Consider the following 21,067-nt stretch of genomic DNA (forward strand, 5'->3'; position numbering starts at 1 on the left):
CAGCCGGCCAATCCATCGGCGGCGGACCCCGCATTGCGCTAGGTCGGTTTGGGCGTAGCATGGATATCCCGCTCGCCTTCGGTATCGGCTGCCATGAAGCTCGGATCGATCCTTCTTGCCTACGTCTGCCTTTTCTGCGGGAGTGCTTCCGCCGAACCGCTCCGGGTCGATCTCGAACTGGTGCTCGCCGTCGACGTTTCCTATTCCATGGAACTCGACGAGCAGCGGCTGCAGCGGCAGGGCTATGTCGCGGCCTTCCTGGAGCCCGCCCTCATCGAGGCGATCGAGAATGGTCCCGTCGGCCGCATCGCCGTCACCTATGTCGAATGGGGCGGCTCGGCGGTGCAGGTCACGCCCTGGACGCTGATCGACGGCCGCGGCACGGCCTCGCAATATTCCGAGCTGCTGCGGCGGCAGCCGATCCGGCGGATCGCCTTCACCTCGATCTCCAACACGCTGGCCTTCACCCGACGGCTGTTCGACTACAGCCCCTTTGAGGGCAGCCGCCGCGTCATCGACATCTCGGGCGACGGTCCCAACAATTCCGGCGTCCCCGCCCCTGTCGCCCGCAATTCCACCGTTGCCCGCGGCATCACCATCGACGGCCTGCCGATCATGCTGAAGACCCACGTCGCCTGGGACTCCGCCGCGATCCCCGATCTCGACGCCTATTACCGCGAATGCGTGATCGGCGGCGACGGCGCCTTTCTGGTGAAGGTGACGGACAGCGGCGAGTTCGCCCGCGCCATCCTGCGCAAGCTGATCATCGAAATCTCCGGCCTGGAGATAAGCCGCCTGTCGCCCGAAACGGTGCGCGCAGCCCGGTTCGGTGAGGGCTACAATTGCTTCATCGGCGAAGAAATGCAGGAGCGGATGATCGGGCGGTAGGGCAGGTCTGCCGCCCCATCCACAGCCGACAACGAAGAAGCCGTTGACTCTAATTAGGCGCCTTATTATCTGTCGCCTTATGACAATGCTGGAACAAAAACACCGGGCCATGTTGCAGGAAGCCGAGCGTCGTGCGGTCGCCGAGACCGGCAACATGCGCGCCTGCTTCGAACTGCTGGCGCTGTCAGGCGCGATCGACCGGGATTGCGCCGCAAGACTGGCGCCCCACCGGCTGTCGGAAGGCAAGTTCGTTATCCTCTTCCTGCTCAACGATCAACCCGAGGGCCTGTCGCCGCATGAGCTTGCCGATCGCGCGGGCGTGACGCGCGCCACCATCACCGGGCTCCTCGACGGCCTGGAGCGCGATCGCTTCGTCGAGCGCCGCTCGGGCCTTAATGACCGGCGCAAGATCGCGGTAATGCTCACCGAAACCGGCCGCAGGACTGCCCGCGATCTGCTGGGCGAACACAGCGCCTGGATCGCCTCGCTGTTTGCCGGTTTCAGCGCCGATGAACACCAGACGTTCCACCGGCTGCTCAAGCGCATCTGGCAAAATCTGGAGACTGGCGCCACGCCCAAGAACACGCCGGAAACACAGGCGTGAGCGAGAGCAAGACCAAGAAACGCGGCGCCAGCGGCATTGGCGCCGAGCGCCTGGCGCAGCTGAACGCCGGAGCGCAAGCCATCACCTTGACCGAATGCCTCGCGGTCGACTTCGCAGCGCTGATGGGCAACATCGTGCCCGGCATCGACGACGATGCCCTTGCCGAGATGACATCGGCCGCGTCGGCCGGCATCTCCCGGCGCATGCCGCTTGCCGCCCGGCTGATCGGAGAGCGCCTCGGCCCCTCGACTTTCGAGACGCTCAAGCAGCATTCCTCGGACACGGTGCGCGGCTGGGCCTGTTTCGTGGTGGCGGCCGGAGAAAACATGACCCTCGCCGAGCGGCTGGCCGCGATCCGGCCGCTGGCCGACGATAGCCATTTCGGTGTTCGCGAATGGGCCTGGATCGCCGTTCGCCCGCATCTCGCGGCCGATCTGGATCAAGCGATCGCCCTGCTGGCGGCCGAGTGGACATCAGATCCATCCGAACGCATCCGCCGTTTCGCCTCGGAATCCATCCGCCCGCGCGGCGTCTGGTGCGCCCACATCACCGCGCTCAAGCAGGAGCCCGAACGCGCGCTGCCCGTGCTCGAGCCGTTGCGCGCCGATCCCTCACCTTACGTGCAGGATTCGGTCGGCAACTGGCTGAACGATGCGGCCAAGGATCGGCCCGAGTGGGTCCAGGCGCTGGCGGCACGCTGGTCCGCCGAAAGCTCAGGACCCGCGACATCGCGCATCTGTCGCCGCGCGCTTCGATCCATCCCCACCAGATCCAGTTCCGGAAACGCTTGAGAGCGCCCGGAATGGCATAACCTCAGACTGACAACAAGAAAGCAGACTATGCCTCACTACCTGACCGAACTTTACAGCGCCAAGCCGGCGTGGCTCGCCCTTCCCCGTCAGGGGCGCCAGCAGTTCCTGGCCGCGATCGGCTCCGCCATGCCGGGCCTGTCGGCGCTCGGCGTCGAGCTCATCACCTTCGGCAAGGTCGACCAGTCGAAGCTGCATGCGGCATCGCAGACCTTCTTCGCCGTCTGGCGCTGCCCGGACGCGACAGCACTCGAAGCCCTCGTCGCCGGCATCGCCCAATCCGGCTGGCACGAATATTTCGACACGATCAACGCCGCCGGTCGGGGCACCGACCTCGCCGGCCACCTCGCCGAGCTCGGCGCGGCCGCCTGAGCCCCACGCTATCCGGCCCCCTCAGGTCACGCTCGGCTTGGGGGGCTGTAGAACACGATCTCCGGATCGTTCTCGTCGAGATTGTCGATGTAGCCGCTCGGCCGGAACCCGGCCTTGACCAACAGGTCCTGCATCGGACGGTTCGACATGTTGGTCGAGCTGAAGAGTTTCGCGCCCGACGACATGGATTGAAAGTGAGCGATCAGCGTCCCAGCCAGACCACGCCGGCGCCAGGACGTCCCCACCATCAGCATTTCGATGAAGGCCTGGCCAAAGAAGTGGTGGGTCAGCACGCCATAGGCGGCAGCCTCCCCCTCGATCTCGATGAGATGGCAGCAGCCCTGCTGGATCCAGTCGGCAATGTCGGCGCGTCGCTTCAGATCGTCGGCCGCAACGCTGTCGATCGCGCAAAGCGCCGGATGGTCGTCCTTGACCGCAGGTCGAATTCGCATGGTTCAGCTCCCGGCAGATTTGGCGGGAAACTAGGATGTGGTGTCGCTGGGCGCAATCGCGAAAGCGCTATCTCAACTGCCCCTCTCACGGCGGCAAGACGAAGTTGCCACCGGACCTCAAGGCGACGGCGCGGTGTCTGAAAATCCCCGCCGCGTCCACTGAAAATCCACGACGTCCCCTGTTATGTACCGGATCGCTCACTGCCCGAGCCCGATGTTCTTCGGCGGATATTTTTTGAAGGTGGCGGCATGCGCCTTCATCTCGGCCAGCATCGAGGCGAGGAAGGCGTTCATCCGGTGGCCGACGGGATATTCCTCCTTCGGATCGATGTAGAGATTGAACAGCCAGGGCGCGAGGCCGACGTCGCTCACCGTCGTCATGTCGATGTTCAGCCACTGGGCCTTGGTTTCCACCACCTTCACGTGGATCTTGTACTCGTACATGCGCATCGCCATCAGGTTCTGCTCGTTCCAGACGAACACCTTCTCGCGGTTCGAACGGCCGTCGTCGGCAAGCAGGAACGAGGTCTGGTCGATGCCGTCGATGTAGCGGTCGACCGGCACGTTGTCTCTGATGCCGCCAAGGCTCAGCGACGTGTTGAAGAGGTCCATCAGGTCGAAGAGCTCGTCGCTTTCGCGGCCGGGCTTGATCATGCCCTTCCAGTAGGCGATCGCCGGGATGCGGATGCCGCCCTCCCAGGCCGATCCCTTGGCGCCGCGAAACGGCGTATAGCCGCTGTCCGGCCAGCTATCGAGCTGCGGGCCGTTGTCGGAGGTGACGAAGATGAAGGTATTGTCCAGGACGCCGGCCTGATCGAGCGCGTCGACGATCTCGCCGATATAGGCATCCACCTCCACCACGTCGTCCTTGTAGGGGTACTTGCTGCCGCTCTTGCCTTCGAAGGCCTTGGAGGCGAAATTGTCGGCGTGCACTTTCATGAAGCAGTGTTCGAGGAAGAACGGCGCCGTTCCCGACGCAAGCTCCTTGATCTTCTTCACCGTGAATTCCTTGAGCATCCGATCGCCTTCGGCCATCTTCTCGATGCTGTCGATCTCTTCGACTTGGCTGACTGGCCCGCCCTTTACCGCCTGTACCAGCGCCGTGCTCGATCCGGTCTTCCTCAGCATCGCCAGCCGCTCGGGGTTCAGCACCAGATCGGGGTAACGCCGCTTGTCGACCCCTTGGGTGATTTCCTTCTCGGCCTCGTAGAAGCCGTAGAATTCATCAAACCCGACCTCGTGCGGCCGCATGCCTTCGCTTTCGCCCACATGCCACTTGCCCGAGAGCACGGTCTTGTACCCTGCCCCACCAAGCAGCGTCGGCAGGGAAATCTCGTCGGCCCAGGGGTTCTTGGTGATCTTGTCGCCGGCAAGGATCGGCCGCGTCAGGCCGGTGCGAACCGGCAACCGGCCCGTCAGGATCGCCGAGCGCGTCGGGGTGCAGGTGGGTTGCGAATAGGCCGAGGTGAGCCTCAGGCCCTCGCGCGCCAACCTGTCCATGTTAGGTGTCGCAGCGCCGATCGCAGCACCTCCGCCATAGGCGCCGGGATCGCCATAGCCCATGTCATCAACCACGAGCCAGACGATGTTCGGCCTCTTGCCCAGCCTGGCATAAAGCGTATCGAGCTTCTGTTGCGCCGCGGACTGCTGGTCGGCATGGATCAGCGCTGGCTCCTGCGCCTCGCTCGTGCGTATGGCCTGAGTCAGCACCGATTGTGCCGGCGCCACTGTCGGCAACGCCACCAGGATCGCCGTGTGTAGGGCAAGGGCACGCAGACTCCGCAGGCACATCGCACGCTCCTTTTTGCGATCGAACGCAAGGAATTACGCAAGGGATGCCGCCGGACCTTGACCCGCGGCAAGAGGTGGCGGCCTTTTTACAAGCCGCCGGCGCTTTGCGTCCCGCCGCCAGCGGTCGCCGGCGGCGGAGTCTTTCCGCTCTTTACCGCGGCGCCAGGCTTTCCAGTTCGCCCAGCCGCTTCATCGCTGCCTGCTGCGCAAGCCAGCCATAGTTGATGCCGCTGGCGTTCAGCGTGCTGCCGGCCTGGTACGGATAATCGTTGAAGTCGGCGAAGAACTCCTTGATCTTGCCCTGGATCGGCACCAGCAGCCACATGTTGCGGGCGAGGAACTCGATCGCCCCGCCGCCGTCTTCCATGCCGCGCTCGTAGGGGTCCATGCGCAGGTTGGCGATTACGGCCCAGCTCGGCACCTCACGGGTGGCGGTGGCGATGTTGCCGTGGCTCGCCTGGGCGAAGCTCAGCTTCCAGTCGTTCCAGCGGATAGCGTTGAGGTTGCCGCCCTGGTCGAAGTAGTAGACCGAGTCACGCGGCGGCTCCTTCGCCTCGCCCTTCAACAGCCCCGTCAGGTCGTAGCCGTCGAGATGCACCTTGAAGGTCTTCGACGTGCCCTTGAAGCCCTTCTTCATCTCTTCCTTGACGTCGGCGATGCCGGCGGCGGTCGCAAAGGTCGGCAGCCAGTCCATCAGCGTCACCGGGTCGTTGATCTGCGTGCCCGGCTTTACCACGCCCGGCCAACGCACCATCATCGGAATGCGGAAACCGCCTTCCCAGGTCGTGCCTTTCTCGCCGTGGAACATCGTCTGCGCGCCGTCCGGCCACAGCGCCAGTTCCGCGCCGTTGTCGGTGGTGTAGAGCACGATGGTGTTGTCGGCGATGCCGAGATCGTCGAGCTGTTTCAGGAGCTGGCCGACGTGACCGTCATGCTCCACCATGCCGTCGGCATGGATGCCCTTGCCGGTCTTGCCGAGCGAGTCCGGCTTCAGGTGGGTGAAGACATGCATGCGGGTCGAGTTGAACCAGCAGAAGAACGGTTTGTCGGCCTTCACCTGCCGGTCGATGTAATCCTTGGCAGCCGTCAGGAATTCCTCGTCGATCGTTTCCATGCGCTTGGTGTTGAGCGCGCCGGTGTCCTCGATCTTGCCGTCGGCGCTCGACTTGATGACGCCGCGCGGGCCGAACTTCTTCTTGAACTCCGGGTCCTTCGGATAGAAGTAGCCTTCCGGCTCTTCCTCGGCGTTGAGGTGGTAGAGGTTGCCGAAGAACTCGTCGAAGCCGTGTTTGGTCGGCAGATGCTCGTCGCGGTCGCCGAGGTGGTTCTTGCCGAACTGGCCGGTCGAATAGCCCTTGGTCTTCAACACGTCGGCGATTGTCGGCATCCAGTCCTGGATGCCGTGCGGGTCGCCCGGCATGCCGATCGTCAAGAGCCCGGTGCGGAAAGGCTCCTGGCCGAGGATGAAGGAGGCGCGGCCCGCCGTACAACTGTTCTGGCCGTAGCTGTCGGTAAAGATCGCGCCTTCGGCGGCGATACGGTCGATGTTGGGCGTGCGATAGCCCATCAGCCCCATCGTGTAGGCGCTGATCTGCGGAATGCCGATATCGTCGCCGAAGATGACGAGGATGTTCGGCGGCTTGCCGCTCGCGGAAGAAGAGGATTGCGCCTTGGCCGGGCTTACCGAAGCAGCGCCTGCCACCAGCGACGCGGCTGCAAAAATTGTTCCACTGAGAAGGAGATCGCGGCGGCTGACATCCGTTACCCCATTCTCGGCCATCGCTGGCGCAGCCTTGTTATCGTCATGCATGCTCATCGTACTCTCCTAGTTAAGGCGATCGGAAATGCACTGCTGTCGAGGACCGGGCGGATGATGCGCGTGCGGGGGTGGGTGTCCAAGTACGTAACAGTTACGATGTGCCGGCTCGCAACCGTTACTGCGACGCGCGACGCGGGCAATCCGTTGCAAGGCCGGGTAGAACAGCACTGGCAAAACTCACCCAGCGTAACCTCTGACAGATTGACGCAATCGCCCCTTTGGCCTCTGGCGCGACGCCCCCGCATGCCTATATGCAAGACGCCAAAGATAAGGGCCTGGGCCTGAGACATGGGCATCGAGACATGGGCATTGAGACAGGGACATCGGGATGGACGACAACGACTTGCAGGGCCGCGCCGCTCATGTCGCAGCAATCCGCGAACGAGCGGAAGCCGAGATGAAGGCGATCGGCATCGATGCGGCCTTCATCGATCGTCTCGTCGAGACCTTCTACGCCCGCGTGCTCGCCCATCCCGAACTCGGCCCCGCCTTCGACGCCAGGCTTTCCAGCCGCTGGCCGGAGCACATGGACAAGATGAAGAGCTTCTGGTCGGCCGTCGCCTTCCGCAACGGCGCCTATGGCGGCAAGCCGGTGCAGGCGCATGTCGGCGTCGCCAACATGACGCCGGATCTCTTTCCGAAATGGCTTGATCTCTTTTCCACGACGCTCGACGACATCGCCCCGAACGGCGAGGCCAAGGCCTGGTTCATGGCCACGGCCGAACGCATCGCCCGCAGCCTGACGCTTTCGCTGTTCTACAATCCGGCGATGGACGATCCGGCGCTGAAGCGCGGGTAATTGCCGCGGCCTTTACGCCCGATGCCGAAGACGGGCGTCAGGGTCAGGAACAGCGCAGCCGTGCTCGCCGGCAGGCGCTTGAGGCCGATCAGGTAGAGCCAGAAGGCAAGCGCGTACTGGACGATGCCGGAGATCAGGGCGAGCGCCAGCATGCCCGCCCCCGCGGCGGCAAGGTCCTTGCCGATCGCCTGAGGCGTGACCCAGGCGAACAGGAAGAGCAATCAGACAACACGACCTGCCCCCTTGGGTCAGAGCGAGCGGCCTGCAAACAAAATCTCCTCGGCCTCGTCGACCGACATCGCAAAGACCCGCTTGCCCAGTTCGAAGCTGAAACCGCCCCGGGCAAAGGCGGAGAGCTCCTTGGCCGTACGCTTCTCGTCGAGCGCCGCCTTGCGGAACGGCCCGAAGGCGCGCTTTCGCGCCAAGACGACGGCCGCATAGAGATCGTCGGCTTCCGCCACCGCCGCAGCGACGGCGTCCCGCGCGACGCCCTTTTCCGACAGCTTCTGGGCGATCGCCCGCTTCGACTTGCCGCCGCGCATGGCCGAGCGGGTCTTGATCTCGGCATAAGCTTTGTCGTTGAGCGCGCCATTGTCATAGGCAAAGGTCACGGCCGCAGCCGCCAGCAGCTCCACCTGGTTCACGCTGATATCCTCGAACTTCTCCCGCGCCTTGCGCGAGATGGCGTCGAAGAGCTGCTTTTCCGTCAGCATCTGCCGCGCCAGCCGATAGGCCGCTGAATTGCGCGCCCAGGCATACATGCGCGGCGTCGGTTGATCGGATTGCGCTTGATCGTCGATGAGGTCCAAGCCTGCCCTGCCCTCGAATTGAACCATTGATGGCACCAGTCGATCCGCGTGATCGGATCGACGTCGCCCAAAGATGCGAAATGACCTGACTCTCCACGACAAGGCAATTGCGCACCCGAGCCCACGACGTGTTTTCCCGGCCTTGTTCCGCCGGCATGAGGGCGGCGGGCGCCCCTCAAGAGAGGCGCGCCTGAGGTAACCGCAGCAGGGCCTGCGCGGATCTTTTGATCCGCCGGCCGAGCGTTCCCGTCGTGATGCCCGAGCAAAGGCACCGGAAAGCGTGATGTCTATTCGAACTTCTCGGTGCTGTCGGCCTTGCCCTTCACCCAGTAGCCGGAGGCTTTCAGCCAGCTGAGCGGCAAGCCGCGCTCCTCGACGAGATGGGTGCGGATCGCCCGGGTGACTGCGGCTTCGGCCGCGATCCAGACGAAGGTGCCGGGCTCGAGCGCCACTTGACGCACGACGGCAAGCAGCGCTGACGGATCGTGCGCTTGATCGAGCGGGCGATAGGCCCAATGGGTGGTGAGCGCCGCCTTGGTGCGGAATTTCTGCCGCTCGTCCAGCCCGGTGACCGCGGCGACGCTGCTGATCTGATGCCCCGCCGGCGTCTCCTCGATCCGCCGCCCGATCGCCGGCAGCGCCGTCTCGTCGCCGATCAGCAGCCATCGCGTGAAATCTCCAGACACGACCGCCGAACCACGCGGCCCGCCGATCTCGAGCTTGTCCCCCACGGAGGCCGCCATTGCCCAGGCGGTCACGGGGCCCGCCTCGTGCAACGCGAAATCGAGCGCCAGAACGCGCGCGTCTGTGTCGTAGCGCCGTGGCGTATAGTCCCGGCGCTCTTCGGTGCCGTTTGCGCCGGGAACGAAGATCTTGATGTGGTCATCCGCCCCGAGGCTGACGAAGTCGGCGAGATCCTCACCGGAAAGCGTGATCCGGAGCATGCCCGGCGTCACCCGCTCGATGCCGGAAACGACGAGCGAGCGGCGCTTCAGCTCATGGCGAACACGCTCGATGCGCGGCGTCGGGAGATGGGAATAGTTGGGAGAATTGTCCATTTGCATCCTTTGGAGGGCCTCGAAAAGCTCGATCCGCAGGACACAGTCGCGCAGATCGAAGCCGCTTCTGGCCGTTCGATCATACGCGTTGAGTGACGTTAACGCTTACGTGGCCGGGGGTGGCCCGGTCATGTCACGTTCTAACTATCGGAAGGCCCCGCTTCGATCAATGCGTCATCTTGACTAAAACACGAAGGTTTTACCAGCCAAAAGAAAAACGCGCCCGCAGGAGCAAGCGCGTTTCTCAAAATGAAGAAGGTCTGACGAAGCCTTAAGCCGCCAGAGCCGCAACTTCGCCACGGATGAGGTCGCCGAGCCGGCGGATGCCCTCGTCGATCATTTGATCGTTGGCGCAGGAGAAGGAAACGCGCAGGGTGTTTTCGCCCGAGCCATCGGCAAAGAAGGCGCGACCGGGAACGAAGGCGACCTTGGCGGTCTCGATCGATTTTGCAAGCAGTGCGGCGCCGTCCATGCCCTTTGGCAGCGTCACCCAGACGAACATCCCGCCTTCCGGCTTCGTCCAGGACACGCCCTCGGGCATGTACTTTTCAAGCGCTGCGAGCATGGCGTTGCGGCGCTGCTTGTAGACCCGGTGGATCTTCGCCACCTGCTCATCGAAGCCGCGCTCGGCAACGGTGCAGATCGCCATCTGGTTGATGGTCGAGGAATGCAGATCGGCTGCCTGCTTCAAGAGCACGAGCTTGCGGATCACCTTTTCCGAGGCGCAGACCCAGCCGACGCGAAGGCCGGGAGCGAGCGTCTTCGAGAACGAGCCGCAATAGATCGTGCGGGTATTGTTGATGTCGCCCTTCTTGGCGATTTCGAGCGCCAGGATCGGCGGCACCGGCTCGCCGTCATAGCGCAGCGACTGGTAGGCCGCGTCTTCGATGACGGCAATGTCGAGCTCTTCGGCAAGCGTCAGCACGCGCTCGCGGCCGGCCCGGTCGACGGTCTCGCCGGTCGGGTTGGCGAAGTCGGCCGAGAGATAGGCAAACTTGACGCGGCCGCCCGCCTCGCCCGCCGCCTGACGGTAGGCTTCCGGCGTGCGGTTGCCGTTGGGGTTCAGCTGGTCGTAGGTCGGCTCATAGGCGTTGAAGGCCTGCAACGCGCCGAGATAGGTCGGCCAGGTGACAAGTGCGGTATCGTTCGGCGACAGGAACAGCTTGCCGAGATAGTCGAGGCCCTGCTGCGAACCGGACGTGATGAAGATGTTGTCGGCGCCGGCGGGAATGCCGAGATCGGCCATCTGCTTGGCAAGCCATTCGCGCAGCGGCTTGTAGCCTTCGCTGACCGAATACTGCAGTGCGGCACTCACGGCCGGGCCGGAAAAGATCTCCGCATAGGCGTCCTTGAATTCCGCATCCGGAAACAGCGCGGGATCGGGAATGCCGCCGGCAAACGAGATGATGTCGGGGCGATCGAGCAGCTTCAACAGTTCGCGGATTTCCGAAGCGCGCATCCGGTTCGAGCGCGTCGCGAAGATATGTTCCCAATCCAGCATGGGGTGTTTCCTCAGAGATTATAAGCGGAAAGCGGTTCTCCGCTTCCTCCCGCGTCATTCTAGAGCGCCGTGCGTTCGCATGAACGCACAAAGCACGCTCTGGTTTTTTGTTTAGAGCATCTTTCCGCTTCGGGCGATCCCCCTGGAAGGAAGGATGCTCTGGACGGTGAAGCGACAGGACCATGACGACCAATTTATGTCAATATTATTGACCTAATTCCGTGCGCTTTTCGGGCTTTTGGGGCTCCGCGCACGCAACGTCCAGGACCTGACGTTACGTCAACTTGAGCCGAATGCCACGCGCCATGAGGTAAAGCAAGCCATCCGCTCAACCGCTACGCTCGCGCCGCTTGGCCCCAATCGCACAGACGCCCGTCGTCCGCTTGTCCTTGCGCCGGCAGCGGCACCCGGCGCCTGATAACCCAAAGTGGCAAATTGCCGGAGAAGGAGGCGAAGCGTAAAATTTCTCCCCTCAATTCGACCGGAGGGACTAGGCCATGAGCAGACTGTTTATCCTGTCGGCTGGCGCCGCCCTGGCGCTGGCACAAGCGGCGTCGGCGGCACCCGCAGCGCCGGAGACGCACCCCCTCAAGATCGCCAAGGAGTGCAGCCAGTTCACCGGCGACACCCCGAGCTTCTGCACCATTACGGAATCGAACCTCGAAGCGATCCCGGCTGGCAGCAAAATCCTCTACTATGGACCGGTGGTCGCCAATCCCCTCTTCTCCAGCAGCACCGCCGTCATCGCTGTCGGAAACGGCGACTCGGCGCTCGGATACTGCGTCGTCTACGATACGGCCAAGCCGCCGCTCGGCACCTGTGCGTTCCACGCCGGCAGCGGCACGCTCGCGGGCTTCCAGGCGATCGTGAAGGTCACGGTTGACGACAAGCAGATCTGGCACTGGGACGGAGACTACGTGCTCGGCACGACCCAGGCGGCCAAGTGAGACGGTAGGCATTGCCGGCTCCAGACCCGGCCAATCGACACGACGCGGCAGATGACCTAGGCCCTCTGCCATCAAGCAACGTCTTTCAAGTGCTGTCCCCGCCCAGCGGGGACAGCACCGCCTCACGTTTTGACCGCCGGCGCGCTGGCGTTGCCTGCAAACAGGAGCCGGAAGCCAAGCCCCAGCATGACGGCGCCGGTAAAACGCTGCTGCCAGACGAGCAGCCGCGGAAAACGATAAAGCGCCTGCCCGACCGTTCCCGAGGCAAGCGCTACCGAACCGAGCGAAAGGATGCCGGCAAGCTTCTGCACGGTGCCGAGCACGGCAAGCTGCAGCCAAACGGGGCCGGCGGTCGGGTCCACGAACTGCGGCAGGAAGGCGAACATGAAGAGCAGCGACTTCGGGTTCGTCAGGCTGTTGATCGTTCCCTCGCGGACCGCGCGCCAGTCGGACACCTCGGTCGCCGCCAGCCGCTTGCTTTCAGCCGCATCGCCGAAACTCGACCAGACCATGCGCGCGCCGAGATAGAGCATGTAGGCGGCCCCCACCCACTGCAGAAAAATGAGACCGGCGGGATAGGCCTTCAGCAGCGAGGCGACGCCGAGGACCAGCAGGCCTACCTGCACGACGCCGGCGACGAAGATCATGCCGACCACCGTCAGCAGCGCCACCCGGCGCCCCTGCCCGATCCCGCGGGCGAGCACCAGCATCATGTCCGGACCGGGCGTGATCTCCAGAACGAAGAGTGCAGCAACGAAGGTCAGGAAAATGGGAAGATCGACCATTGAAGGTTCCGGCTGAGGACAACTGCCACATGCTTATCCGGAAGCGTCAGGCCTGTCGATCAGCCCGCTTTACCCGCAGCATGCCGATATTTTTTGCTCCGCCTGCCGCCATCTTCGTCTAGTCTGCTCTCGGGCTTCGAACGGAGAAAAACGATCCATGACGAAACGCTGACGGAACGGATTTTCGCAGCCCAAGGCAATCGCCCTTCCCACGCCGGCGCCAACGCCCAGAAAGCATCGATGACAAAACCCGACGACGACACCCTCGCCTTCTATCGCGACAACGCCGCCACCTATGCGGCGCGCGAACGCAAGCCGCCGGCAACCCGTCTCGCGGCCTTCATGGCCCGTCTCGCCCCCGGCGCCTCGGTGCTCGATCTCGGCTGCGGCGGCGGGCATGACAGCCTTGTTCTGCTGGACCATGGCTTCGACGTCAGCGCCTGCGACGGTTCGGCGGAACTGGCGCGGGAAGCCGAAGTGCGCATCGGCCGCAAGGTCGAGGTCATCACGTTTCAGGAGATCGTTTGGGAAGGACGGTTCGACGGCATCTGGGCCGAGGCCTCGCTTCTGCATGTGCCGCGCACGGAGCTTGCCGACGTGCTCACACGCATTCGCCGGACGCTGAAGCCGGGCGGTCTTCTGCAGGCGAGTTTCAAGGCCGGCGAGACGGAAGGCCACGACCGCTTCGGCCGCTACTTCAACTACCCCTCAGCCGACTGGCTGCGCGCCTGCTTCGAAGACGCCGGCTGGCCCGAGCCTGACATCAGCGAGGCCGATGGAAGCGGCTATGACGGCGAACCGACCCGCTGGCTGCATGTCTCGGCAAGGCGCACGGCTTGAACCGGTTCAGCGCTACGACCGTAAAGCCATGCAGATCGAAGTGCACGACGCCACGTGTTGTCGCGGTTCAGCGACGGCAAGCTTGAAGCGCCCGCGCGCCATTGCGGAACCCCTCCGGGTCGTCCACGGACCCCGTTTTGCTTCCCCGCGCCCTCAGGCCTCGCGGCTGAAGTAACTCAGGATCAGAAGCGTGCAGATTGCCGCAACGATCAAGGCGTCGAAAAGCGCAAAGTGCTCGAAGAACGAGAGCATGGCATGTCCTCCTTCCAACTAAACCTATGAGAGCATAGATTTTCCAAACTTGGAAGAAGTTCTGGAAAATATACTGACCAAACAACGCAATTCTCCAAAATACTATCTGCACTGCAGCATTATTTATTTGCACTGCACAAAGCTTAATTCCATGAAAATTATCGGTGACAGTGCCGCGATAGCTCAACGATACAGCCGTCGATAGGCGGTCAACGACGCGCCATTTCGCCCCTTTGCCACCACGACAATGTTAATTGACGGCGCTACCGGACGGTGCAGATATTAGAAATATCGAATAAAAGATCCGCCGTCCGGTCGGGTCGCATTTCCAGGGGGTGCGCATGTCTGAACTGCAAGCGAACAACGCCCGTGCAAACGCATGCGGCGGCAAGACGGCTGGGGCGGATCCGGAAGCCGGCCTGACCCGGCGCGACATTCTCATGAGCAGTGCGGCGATCGCCGTTGCCGCCGGGCTGCCGGCGAGCCTTGCGGCTCTTGCCCCGAATGCGGCGCAAGCAGCCGGCGCGACGGCGCCGAACATCGTCTACATCATCGCCGACGATCTCGGTTGGGGCGATGTCGGCTTCCGCGGCTCGGACATCAGCACACCCAATCTCGACAGGCTGGCGGCGACCGGCGTAACCTTCGACCAGTTCTACACCCAGCCGATGTGCACGCCGACGCGCGCAGCCTTCCTCACCGGCCGCTACCCGCTGCGCTATGGCCTGCAGACGGGCGTGATCCCCTCGTCCGGCTCCTACGGGCTGGCGCTCGACGAATACCTGCTTTCCCAGGTCATGAAGGATGCCGGCTACAGAACCGCGCTGGTCGGCAAGTGGCATCTCGGCCATGCCAAGCCGGAATATTGGCCCAAGCAGCGCGGCTTCGACACCTTCTATGGCGCGCTGGTCGGCGAGATCGACCACTTCAAGCACGCCTCCCATGGGGTGAAGGACTGGTACCGTGGCAACAGGCCGCTCGAGGAGACCGGCTTCGACAACACGCTGATCGGCGACGAGGCAGCCCGGGTGGTCGAAAGCCACGATCCCGCAAGCCCGCTCTTCCTCTACCTCGCCTTCACGGCGCCGCACACGCCCTTCCAGGCGCCCGATGACTATCTCGAGCGCTACAAGCACATCGCCGACAAGAACCGCCGTGCCTATGCGGCGATGATCTCCGTGCTCGACGACGGCATCGGCAAGCTGCTGGCGTCGCTTGAAAAACGCGGCATGCGCGACAACACGATGATCGTCTTTCACAGCGACAATGGCGGTGTGACGAGTTCGCTCTTTGCCGGCGACAGCAAGGTGAGCGGCGGGCTGCCGGCCGACAACGGCCCCTATCGCGACGGCAAGGGCACACTCTACGAGGGCGGCACCCGCGTGGTCGCGCTTGCCAACTGGCCGAAGAAGATCAAGCCCGGCAAGGTCGCAGGCATGGTCCATGTGGTCGACATGTATCCGACGCTGGCAGCGATCGTCGGCGCGACGCTCGACAAGAACCAGCCGCTCGACGGCATCAACCTCTGGCCCTCTTTGAGCGAGGGCAAGCCGACGCCGCGCACCGAGGTTGTCTACAACGTCGACCCCATGGGCGGCGCCGTGCGCCGGGACAACTGGAAGCTCGTCTGGAAGGCGACGCTGCCGCAAAAGGTCGAACTCTTCGATCTTGGCGCCGACCCGTCCGAGGCACACGATGTTTCGGCCGATTACGCCGACCGCGTGCGCGACTTCCAGGACTGGATCACCAGCCTTGCGGTCGAGATGGACCAGCCGCTGCTGCTGATGGACGCGGCGCGCCTGACCTTCTACGCAGCGCCCGTCGTTGCCGATCCTTCGACGCTGTTCAATATTGGTGATTGACGGCCGGCAGCATGGCCGCGGCCGGGTTGTCTGCTAGACCGGCGTGACCGACTTCACGCTGCCGGCGGTGTCGACGATGCAGGTGAACTTGCGGCCGGCGGCGTCGAGGTCGACGCTGTAGGAGGCGGCATCGAGCGCCCGCGAACTGGTCGGCAAGACCTTGGCGCTGTCGACCTGGGCAGCACCGGCGGCCGCATGGGCACACAGGAGCTGCAGATCAGCCGGCGCCGTCTGCAGGCTGGTGCGCGCCATATCCTCGGGCTTGGGCGCGGACTGGCAACCGCTGATCGCGGCCGTGGCCGCCAGCGCCAGAACAAGGCCTTTCATACGCAATATCCCCTCGCTCACCACGTATCCTCCCCTTCGCATCTTCTGTCCCTGTTTCTTCGCGCGATCGACCACCCGTGTCCCCGGCGGCCGATCGGTTCTTTCCTGGCGCCCGCAAGGTGCCTGCGCCGACGCGCCGCTCTCAAGCGACCCGTCTTGCCTATACTGCCTCAAACGCCCTTGTAGAGCGCTGCCCCCTGCATCAGCACGATCACCTTGGCGCCGATCTCGATGCGCGAATGCAGGTCGATGACGTCGTCATTGTTCATGCGGATGCAGCCGGAGGAAACGTCGAGCCCAATCGTCCAGGGCTCCACCGTGCCGTGGATGCGGTAGATCGTGTCCTGGTCGCCCTCGTAGAGATAGAGCGCGCGGGCGCCGAGCGGATTGTCCGGCCCGCCGGGCATGCCGGCCGCCCATTTCGCCGCATTCGGGTCGCGCGCCACCATCTCGGCCGGCGGCGTCCAGGTCGGCCATTCGGCCGTACGCCCGACGCGCACGATGCCGGCCCAGCCGAAGCCCTCCCGCCCGACGCCGATGCCGTAGCGGATCGCCTGGCCGCCGGGTTGCACCAGGTAGAGGAAGTGCTGGTTGCCGTCGATGATGATCGTGCCCGGCTGTTCCGCCGTTCGGAAGGTCACCACCTGGCGGCGGAACGCCTCTGGCAGCTGATTGTTGCGGGCGAAATACTGCCGCGCTTTCTTCTTGTCGTAGTTCACCCATTTCTTGGTGCGGGCATCGTAGATCTGGGTCTGCGCCCAGGCGGCGAGCGGCCCGAGCGTAAGGGCGGCGGCAAGCACCGCGACACCGAGCCTGCGCCGCGTCCACAGGGGCCGGTCCGTGCCGGCAAGGCGATTGTCGTCAGAACGTCCGCTCATGGCTTGGCCCACCCGTCGATGCGCGCCGCGTTGTCCTCGGCCCATTTCTTCGCGTAATCGGCCGGCGCCTGCCGCTCGACCTCCAGCGCGTAGCTCATCTTCGTCACTTCCTCCGGCGAGAAATCCACCTTCTCCAGGAACTTCGCGACATCGGGGTGTTTCTTGCCGAAGGCAGTGGCATAGGCAATCTGGAAATGTGCCGCTTCCCAGGCGGTCGAGGCGCTGGATTTCGACACCCAGAGCGGGTCGCTCGGCGGCAGGATCTTCCACTTGGCGGCATCGTGCGGCGGCTCTTCGAGCCGTGCGATCGGGTGCAGCTCGAACACGTGATGCGGCGCGTAGCAGTAGAACACCATCGGCCTCTCGGTCGCGACGGCCGCATCGACGGCAGCCATCGCCACCTCCTCTTCCGCCTCGAACAGCGTCAGCGTCTTGTCGTAGCCGTAGCCGGCCGCCCGCGCCCGCTCGATGCCGGTCGAAAGCCAGGTGGCGGCGCCGATCCACATCTCGCCCTTGCCGTCGCCGTCGGTGTCGAGGACCTTGGTCTTTTCGGGGTCGCTGAGATCGGCGGCGGACTTGATCGTCTTGGCCGCTTCCGGCGTGGCGCAAAGGCCCTGCCAGGCCGGCACGCTGCGTTCGGTCAGCTGTCCGACCCCCTTTTCGGTCACGTATTTGCGCACGACGTCTTCGAAGTTCGGTCGCCAGACCTCAGGCTGAATGTCGACCGTGCCCGCCTCGAAACCGACGAAGGCATTGAGCGTACCGAGTTCCTTGACCTCGGCATCGAGCCCGAATTTCTTGGCGATGCCCACTTTCAGGATATTGGCCGTCGCCTGGCCCGACGGCCAGTTCGGCATGGCGATCACCAGATCGGCGGCAGTGGCAGGCAGCGCCACGGATGCGGCCAGCATGGCAGCCAGCACCGCTGGCAGAAACCTCGACTTTTCCTTCACAATCCCCTCCGGCCTCGAGCAATCGATGCGAATGACGTCGTGAATGCGTATGTCGTGCTCAAGCGACGCCAAAGCGCGTCGCAACTCTGCAGGTTTCCCTTGATCGCGAGACCCTGCAGCTCTTCAGAATGCCATGGCGACCTGGCGAGACGCACGGGCGCCGTTGGCGAATGCGAAGCTTATCAATGCCTTGGGCCTTTGGCCCTGCTCTTCCCGTGCCGTATCCGGCATCTTCGTTCGTTGGCCGGCAGAATGCATAGAACCGTGGGCTTCGTCAACGTATCAGCGATACCACACGTTGCACGGACACGTCTGCCGATCGTCTATCACGCGCCAATGCCACGGGAGACCTCGGAGACGGTGCGGTCACAATTTCGTTGCTGCGGTAAGGCTCTCCAACGCACGAAGGTTGCCTTGGAGGGGATGAGGCGGGCCGCACCCCCGGCCCGCCCGCCCGCGGAACGGCAGGGCATGATCGCCCCGCACGTCCCGCTTTGTTCCCTCAGGCGGCCCGCGCGTCGGCCGCGCGGCGACGGTCACCCATGCCGCCCGTTGCCGCTGCCGTGCCCGCCTCGCGCCGCTCGGCACGGCGGTTGAGCTGGAAGCGGTTGACCAGTTCCGTCAGCCGCTGCGCGCCTTCGGCCAGCCGGACGCTGACGTCGGCGGTGCGCTCCACCATGCCCGCATTCTTCTGCGTCATGACGTCGATGTCGTTGACCGCAGCATTGATTTCGCCGAGGCCCGCCGTCTGCTCGGTCGCAGCCGTCGCGATCGCCGCGATCCGCGTGTCGATCGCCGCGACGAAGTCCTCGATTTCCTTCAGCGCGCTGCCGGTATCGCCGACGAGGCGCACGCCTTCGGCGACTTCGGCGACCGAATTCTGGATCAGCGCCTTGATCTCCTTGGCGGCCTTGGCCGAGCGCTGGGCGAGCTCGCGCACCTCCGAGGCAACGACCGCAAAGCCCTTGCCGGCATCGCCGGCGCGCGCCGCCTCGACCCCGGCGTTGAGCGCCAAAAGGTTGGTCTGGAAAGCGATCTCGTCGATCACGCCGATGATCTGGCTGATCTCCTCGGAGGCCGCCTTGATGCGTTGCATCGCCGTCACCGCATCGCGCACGACGCCGGAAGAGCTGTGCGCCGATTGCCGCGCATTTTGCACCAGTGCGCGGGTCTGCTGGGTGTTCTCGGTTGAGGTGCGCACCGTCGCCGTCGCCTGTTCCAGCGCCGCCGAGGTCTGCTCCAGGGCTGCCGCCTGCTGGCGCGTGCGGTCGGCAAGATGCTCGGCGGCATCCTTCATCTCGTGGCTGTTGCTGTTGAGGTCGCGGGTCTGGCTGAGCACGGCCGACAGCGTTTCCTGGAACATGCCGATCGAGGTGTTGAAGTCGCGCCGTAGGATTTCGAGCTCACCGACGAAGGGCTCGTCCAGCGTCATGCGGATGTTGCACTCGGCTAGGCGGCCGAGCCCGGCGCCGATCTCCTGGACCGCAAGCACGCGGTCGGAAACGTCGACGGCGAATTTCACCACCTTCGACACGCGACCGGCATCGTCGAGGATCGGATTGTAGGACGCCTGGATGAAGACCGTCTTGCCACCCTTGCCGATACGCTTGAACTGGTCGGTGACGAAGCGCCCGGCCGCAAGGTCGCGCCAGAAGCCGGCATAGGCGGGCGAATGGACATCGTCCGGCTCGCAGAACATGGAATGGTGCCGGCCGACGATCTCGGGAAGCGCGTAGCCCATCGCCGAAAGGAAGTTTTCGTTGGCGGTGATGATCTCGCCCGAAGGCGTGAATTCGATGATCGCCTGGGCCCGCGACAGGGCGTCGATCTTGCCCTGATCGTCGGTGCTCTTTGCCTTCGACGCGGTGATGTCCGTCGCGAACTTCACCACCTTGTAGGGCTTGCGGCCGCGAAACACCGGATTATAGGAAGCCTCGATCCAGATCTCCCGCCCGCCCTTACCGATGCGCCGGTACTGCTGGCTGTCATATTCGCCGCGGGCAAGGCGTGCCCAAAAGTCGGCATAGGCAGCGGACGCCGCCTCCTCCGGCTGCACGAACATGCGGTGATGCCGGCCGACAATCTCGTGGAGATCGTAACCCATCGCGCGGCAGAAATTCCCGTTGGCGGTCAGGATCGTGCCGGAAAGATCGAATTCGATGATCGCCTGCGACCGGTTGATCGCATCGAGCATGGCTTTGGCATCGGACGAAAAAAGAAACGGCAGGCCAGTCATGAGGGCGGGACCTATAGCTAACAAATCGAAAAGGGATACATGCGAATTGTAGCTATTCGTATGATAAATTTCTTAAGCGATTCTTTTCGCGCCCCCTAGAATTGCCCTGCTTTTGCTCTCATGCGGCCTCGGTCCCGATCGTGCGCCGCGCTCTCAAATCGTGCAAAGCGAAATGGCCGGCAAGCAGCCAGATCAAAACTTCGAGCGCAAAGGTCCAGTGCAAGAGGAAGTTCAGGTACCAGGGTTTGTAGACCGCCTGCACATGCACAAGGTTCACCCTGAGATCCACAAAAGGAAAGAACCAGCGGATATCAGCCGCGACAGAATCCATCACCAGATGCAGGAGCACGCTCGAAAGCCCGACACCGACAAGGACGAGCTGTTTGCGCCGCCCGGTGGCGATGAGAACAAGCGCAACCGTCGCCGCCAGCACCAGCCAGAAGATCGGCGTGTGCACCCAGTAGTCGTGATGCGGCGTGCGGCGCTGGTCGATCAGGTAGAAATAGGCGAGATCGAAATCCGGCAGGACGGAACAGACAAGCCCGACACCGAAGATGGCGCGGGCCTGCGACGGGTTGCGGCGCGCAAACGGGCGGCACAGCAGATACCCGGCCGGCAGATGTGCAATGAACAAGCAGGTTTCCTCCCGAAGCGCGGCGAAACCCGCGCCCAACAGGCGCAGTCTTGACGCGAACGCCGAGGATTTGCAACCGAACTTGTCGCTTTGATGGCTTCCACCCACAGGCATCGCTGCCAGCGGACGTTACCAGTTGCCCGGATCTGCCGTGTGGTCGACGCTCGCGAATTCGTCCGCCTTGTCGCGCTCGAGCGTCAGCCTGGTAATGTTCTTCGCCTCGTCGGTGACGGCGTAGGAAAGCGGCGCCGGCTCGCGGGTCAGATACTGGTACATCAAAAGGGCCGCCTCCTCGGCGCTATCGGCCTCGAATTCCTTGGCGACGCTGACGAAGAACCTTTGCATGGCCTGCCCCTGCCCGTTTGACTGCGCTGAACGCCTGGATATGACATCTGGATATGACATGGAGCGCTCGCGCCGGGCGTCAATGCGTCGCCCGCCTGTCGGCCGT

The 21,067-nt window shown here is 63.9% G+C and carries 22 protein-coding genes; 8 read left to right on the forward strand and 14 right to left on the reverse strand.

Features of this window, described 5'->3' with window-relative positions:
- Positions 1–93: 93 nt before the first annotated feature.
- The 4 genes from IB277_RS09960 (at position 94) to IB277_RS09975 (ending at position 2,673) form a co-directional block, all read left to right on the forward strand.
- The gene (locus tag IB277_RS09960) at positions 94–888 is read left to right on the forward strand and encodes a DUF1194 domain-containing protein (RefSeq protein WP_089043536.1); all 795 of its coding nucleotides are present in this window, start codon (positions 94–96) and stop codon (positions 886–888) included.
- Positions 889–967: 79 nt separating this feature from the next.
- On the forward strand, positions 968–1,492 hold the full coding sequence (locus IB277_RS09965; RefSeq protein WP_090294187.1) for a MarR family winged helix-turn-helix transcriptional regulator: 525 nt from the start codon (positions 968–970) through the stop codon (positions 1,490–1,492).
- Complete coding sequence (locus IB277_RS09970) at positions 1,489–2,283, forward strand: DNA alkylation repair protein (protein ID WP_110818656.1); 795 nt, start codon at positions 1,489–1,491, stop codon at positions 2,281–2,283. The genes IB277_RS09965 and IB277_RS09970 overlap by 4 nt, the downstream gene beginning before the upstream one ends.
- Before the next feature lie 48 nt (positions 2,284–2,331).
- The gene (locus IB277_RS09975; protein WP_034793040.1) at positions 2,332–2,673 is read left to right on the forward strand and encodes a DUF6616 family protein; all 342 of its coding nucleotides are present in this window, start codon (positions 2,332–2,334) and stop codon (positions 2,671–2,673) included.
- Between the two features lie 26 nt (positions 2,674–2,699).
- Here the strand turns inward: IB277_RS09975 and IB277_RS09980 are convergent, their stop codons facing one another.
- The 3 genes from IB277_RS09980 to IB277_RS09990 form a co-directional block, all read right to left on the reverse strand.
- Positions 2,700–3,125: a GNAT family N-acetyltransferase gene (locus tag IB277_RS09980; RefSeq protein ID WP_090294191.1), complete on the reverse strand. Its 426-nt coding sequence runs from the start codon at positions 3,123–3,125 to the stop codon at positions 2,700–2,702.
- Positions 3,126–3,323: 198 nt separating this feature from the next.
- Positions 3,324–4,916 carry an arylsulfatase gene (locus IB277_RS09985; protein WP_090294193.1) on the reverse strand — a complete coding sequence of 531 codons (1,593 nt, stop codon included), beginning with the start codon at positions 4,914–4,916 and terminating at the stop codon, positions 3,324–3,326.
- Between the two features lie 151 nt (positions 4,917–5,067).
- On the reverse strand, positions 5,068–6,732 hold the full coding sequence (locus tag IB277_RS09990; RefSeq protein ID WP_162727320.1) for an arylsulfatase: 1,665 nt from the start codon (positions 6,730–6,732) through the stop codon (positions 5,068–5,070).
- A 331-nt stretch (positions 6,733–7,063) separates the two neighbouring features.
- On the opposite strand from IB277_RS09990, the gene IB277_RS09995 reads away from it, so the two are divergent.
- Positions 7,064–7,534 carry a group III truncated hemoglobin gene (locus IB277_RS09995; RefSeq protein WP_192370974.1) on the forward strand — a complete coding sequence of 157 codons (471 nt, stop codon included), beginning with the start codon at positions 7,064–7,066 and terminating at the stop codon, positions 7,532–7,534.
- Here the strand turns inward: IB277_RS09995 and IB277_RS10000 are convergent.
- From IB277_RS10000 to IB277_RS10015, 4 genes are all read right to left on the reverse strand, one after another.
- On the reverse strand, positions 7,492–7,755 hold the full coding sequence (locus tag IB277_RS10000) for an EamA family transporter (RefSeq protein WP_060583206.1): 264 nt from the start codon (positions 7,753–7,755) through the stop codon (positions 7,492–7,494). The genes IB277_RS09995 and IB277_RS10000 overlap by 43 nt on opposite strands.
- Before the next feature lie 27 nt (positions 7,756–7,782).
- Positions 7,783–8,370: a recombination regulator RecX gene (gene recX / locus IB277_RS10005; RefSeq protein ID WP_060516044.1), complete on the reverse strand. Its 588-nt coding sequence runs from the start codon at positions 8,368–8,370 to the stop codon at positions 7,783–7,785.
- 260 nt (positions 8,371–8,630) lie between these two features.
- Entirely contained in the window at positions 8,631–9,401 is a 771-nt protein-coding gene (locus tag IB277_RS10010; RefSeq protein ID WP_192370975.1) for a siderophore-interacting protein, read from the reverse strand.
- 271 nt (positions 9,402–9,672) lie between these two features.
- On the reverse strand, positions 9,673–10,902 hold the full coding sequence (locus IB277_RS10015) for a PLP-dependent aminotransferase family protein (RefSeq protein WP_034792987.1): 1,230 nt from the start codon (positions 10,900–10,902) through the stop codon (positions 9,673–9,675).
- A 497-nt stretch (positions 10,903–11,399) separates the two neighbouring features.
- Here IB277_RS10015 and IB277_RS10020 point away from each other — a divergent pair, with 497 nt between their 5' ends.
- Positions 11,400–11,849, forward strand: a complete 450-nt coding sequence (locus IB277_RS10020) for a hypothetical protein (RefSeq protein WP_060516042.1) — start codon at positions 11,400–11,402, stop codon at positions 11,847–11,849.
- Positions 11,850–11,971: 122 nt separating this feature from the next.
- On the opposite strand, the gene IB277_RS10025 is transcribed toward IB277_RS10020, so the two are convergent.
- Positions 11,972–12,634: a LysE family translocator gene (locus IB277_RS10025; protein ID WP_090294197.1), complete on the reverse strand. Its 663-nt coding sequence runs from the start codon at positions 12,632–12,634 to the stop codon at positions 11,972–11,974.
- Between the two features lie 240 nt (positions 12,635–12,874).
- On the opposite strand from IB277_RS10025, the gene IB277_RS10030 reads away from it, so the two are divergent.
- On the forward strand, positions 12,875–13,474 hold the full coding sequence (locus IB277_RS10030) for a bifunctional 2-polyprenyl-6-hydroxyphenol methylase/3-demethylubiquinol 3-O-methyltransferase UbiG (RefSeq protein WP_090294452.1): 600 nt from the start codon (positions 12,875–12,877) through the stop codon (positions 13,472–13,474).
- Between the two features lie 593 nt (positions 13,475–14,067).
- Positions 14,068–15,588 carry an arylsulfatase gene (locus IB277_RS10035; protein ID WP_090294199.1) on the forward strand — a complete coding sequence of 507 codons (1,521 nt, stop codon included), beginning with the start codon at positions 14,068–14,070 and terminating at the stop codon, positions 15,586–15,588.
- A 33-nt stretch (positions 15,589–15,621) separates the two neighbouring features.
- On the opposite strand, the gene IB277_RS10040 is transcribed toward IB277_RS10035, so the two are convergent.
- From IB277_RS10040 to IB277_RS10065, 6 genes are all read right to left on the reverse strand, one after another.
- Positions 15,622–15,915 (reverse strand): hypothetical protein, encoded by a 294-nt coding sequence (locus tag IB277_RS10040; protein ID WP_226020593.1) that lies wholly within the window; start codon positions 15,913–15,915, stop codon positions 15,622–15,624.
- A gap of 170 nt (positions 15,916–16,085) precedes the next feature.
- The gene (locus tag IB277_RS10045; RefSeq protein ID WP_051659263.1) at positions 16,086–16,793 is read right to left on the reverse strand and encodes a L,D-transpeptidase; all 708 of its coding nucleotides are present in this window, start codon (positions 16,791–16,793) and stop codon (positions 16,086–16,088) included.
- Positions 16,790–17,704 carry a glycine betaine ABC transporter substrate-binding protein gene (locus IB277_RS10050; protein WP_110818713.1) on the reverse strand — a complete coding sequence of 305 codons (915 nt, stop codon included), beginning with the start codon at positions 17,702–17,704 and terminating at the stop codon, positions 16,790–16,792. The genes IB277_RS10045 and IB277_RS10050 overlap by 4 nt, the downstream gene beginning before the upstream one ends.
- 544 nt (positions 17,705–18,248) lie before the next feature.
- Positions 18,249–19,982 (reverse strand): PAS domain-containing methyl-accepting chemotaxis protein, encoded by a 1,734-nt coding sequence (locus IB277_RS10055; RefSeq protein WP_192370976.1) that lies wholly within the window; start codon positions 19,980–19,982, stop codon positions 18,249–18,251.
- A 118-nt stretch (positions 19,983–20,100) separates the two neighbouring features.
- Positions 20,101–20,616, reverse strand: a complete 516-nt coding sequence (locus tag IB277_RS10060; protein WP_060582795.1) for a metal-dependent hydrolase — start codon at positions 20,614–20,616, stop codon at positions 20,101–20,103.
- Between the two features lie 129 nt (positions 20,617–20,745).
- Positions 20,746–20,961 (reverse strand): hypothetical protein, encoded by a 216-nt coding sequence (locus IB277_RS10065; RefSeq protein WP_034792977.1) that lies wholly within the window; start codon positions 20,959–20,961, stop codon positions 20,746–20,748.
- Positions 20,962–21,067: the final 106 nt, after the last annotated feature.

This window comes from Ensifer sp. ENS07 (assembly GCF_014852185.1).
Taxonomy (GTDB): Bacteria; Pseudomonadota; Alphaproteobacteria; order Rhizobiales; family Rhizobiaceae; genus Ensifer; species Ensifer adhaerens.

What these genes read in the sequence shown, in the direction of transcription:
- IB277_RS09975 (WP_034793040.1), top strand. Translation starts at nt 2,332, where the DNA reads ATGCCTCACTACCTGACCGAACTTTACAGCGCCAAGCCGGCGTGGCTC.
- IB277_RS10035 (WP_090294199.1), top strand. Translation starts at nt 14,068, where the DNA reads ATGTCTGAACTGCAAGCGAACAACGCCCGTGCAAACGCATGCGGCGGC.
- IB277_RS10065 (WP_034792977.1), bottom strand. Translation starts at nt 20,961, where the DNA reads ATGCAAAGGTTCTTCGTCAGCGTCGCCAAGGAATTCGAGGCCGATAGC.
- IB277_RS10020 (WP_060516042.1), top strand. Translation starts at nt 11,400, where the DNA reads ATGAGCAGACTGTTTATCCTGTCGGCTGGCGCCGCCCTGGCGCTGGCA.
- IB277_RS09965 (WP_090294187.1), top strand. Translation starts at nt 968, where the DNA reads ATGACAATGCTGGAACAAAAACACCGGGCCATGTTGCAGGAAGCCGAG.
- IB277_RS10030 (WP_090294452.1), top strand. Translation starts at nt 12,875, where the DNA reads ATGACAAAACCCGACGACGACACCCTCGCCTTCTATCGCGACAACGCC.
- IB277_RS10045 (WP_051659263.1), bottom strand. Translation starts at nt 16,793, where the DNA reads ATGAGCGGACGTTCTGACGACAATCGCCTTGCCGGCACGGACCGGCCC.
- IB277_RS10055 (WP_192370976.1), bottom strand. Translation starts at nt 19,982, where the DNA reads ATGACTGGCCTGCCGTTTCTTTTTTCGTCCGATGCCAAAGCCATGCTC.
- IB277_RS10015 (WP_034792987.1), bottom strand. Translation starts at nt 10,902, where the DNA reads ATGCTGGATTGGGAACATATCTTCGCGACGCGCTCGAACCGGATGCGC.
- IB277_RS09980 (WP_090294191.1), bottom strand. Translation starts at nt 3,125, where the DNA reads ATGCGAATTCGACCTGCGGTCAAGGACGACCATCCGGCGCTTTGCGCG.
- IB277_RS09990 (WP_162727320.1), bottom strand. Translation starts at nt 6,732, where the DNA reads ATGAGCATGCATGACGATAACAAGGCTGCGCCAGCGATGGCCGAGAAT.
- recX (WP_060516044.1), bottom strand. Translation starts at nt 8,370, where the DNA reads ATGGTTCAATTCGAGGGCAGGGCAGGCTTGGACCTCATCGACGATCAA.
- IB277_RS10025 (WP_090294197.1), bottom strand. Translation starts at nt 12,634, where the DNA reads ATGGTCGATCTTCCCATTTTCCTGACCTTCGTTGCTGCACTCTTCGTT.
- IB277_RS10010 (WP_192370975.1), bottom strand. Translation starts at nt 9,401, where the DNA reads ATGGACAATTCTCCCAACTATTCCCATCTCCCGACGCCGCGCATCGAG.
- IB277_RS09985 (WP_090294193.1), bottom strand. Translation starts at nt 4,916, where the DNA reads ATGTGCCTGCGGAGTCTGCGTGCCCTTGCCCTACACACGGCGATCCTG.
- IB277_RS09995 (WP_192370974.1), top strand. Translation starts at nt 7,064, where the DNA reads ATGGACGACAACGACTTGCAGGGCCGCGCCGCTCATGTCGCAGCAATC.
- IB277_RS09960 (WP_089043536.1), top strand. Translation starts at nt 94, where the DNA reads ATGAAGCTCGGATCGATCCTTCTTGCCTACGTCTGCCTTTTCTGCGGG.
- IB277_RS10050 (WP_110818713.1), bottom strand. Translation starts at nt 17,704, where the DNA reads ATGCTGGCCGCATCCGTGGCGCTGCCTGCCACTGCCGCCGATCTGGTG.
- IB277_RS10040 (WP_226020593.1), bottom strand. Translation starts at nt 15,915, where the DNA reads ATGAAAGGCCTTGTTCTGGCGCTGGCGGCCACGGCCGCGATCAGCGGT.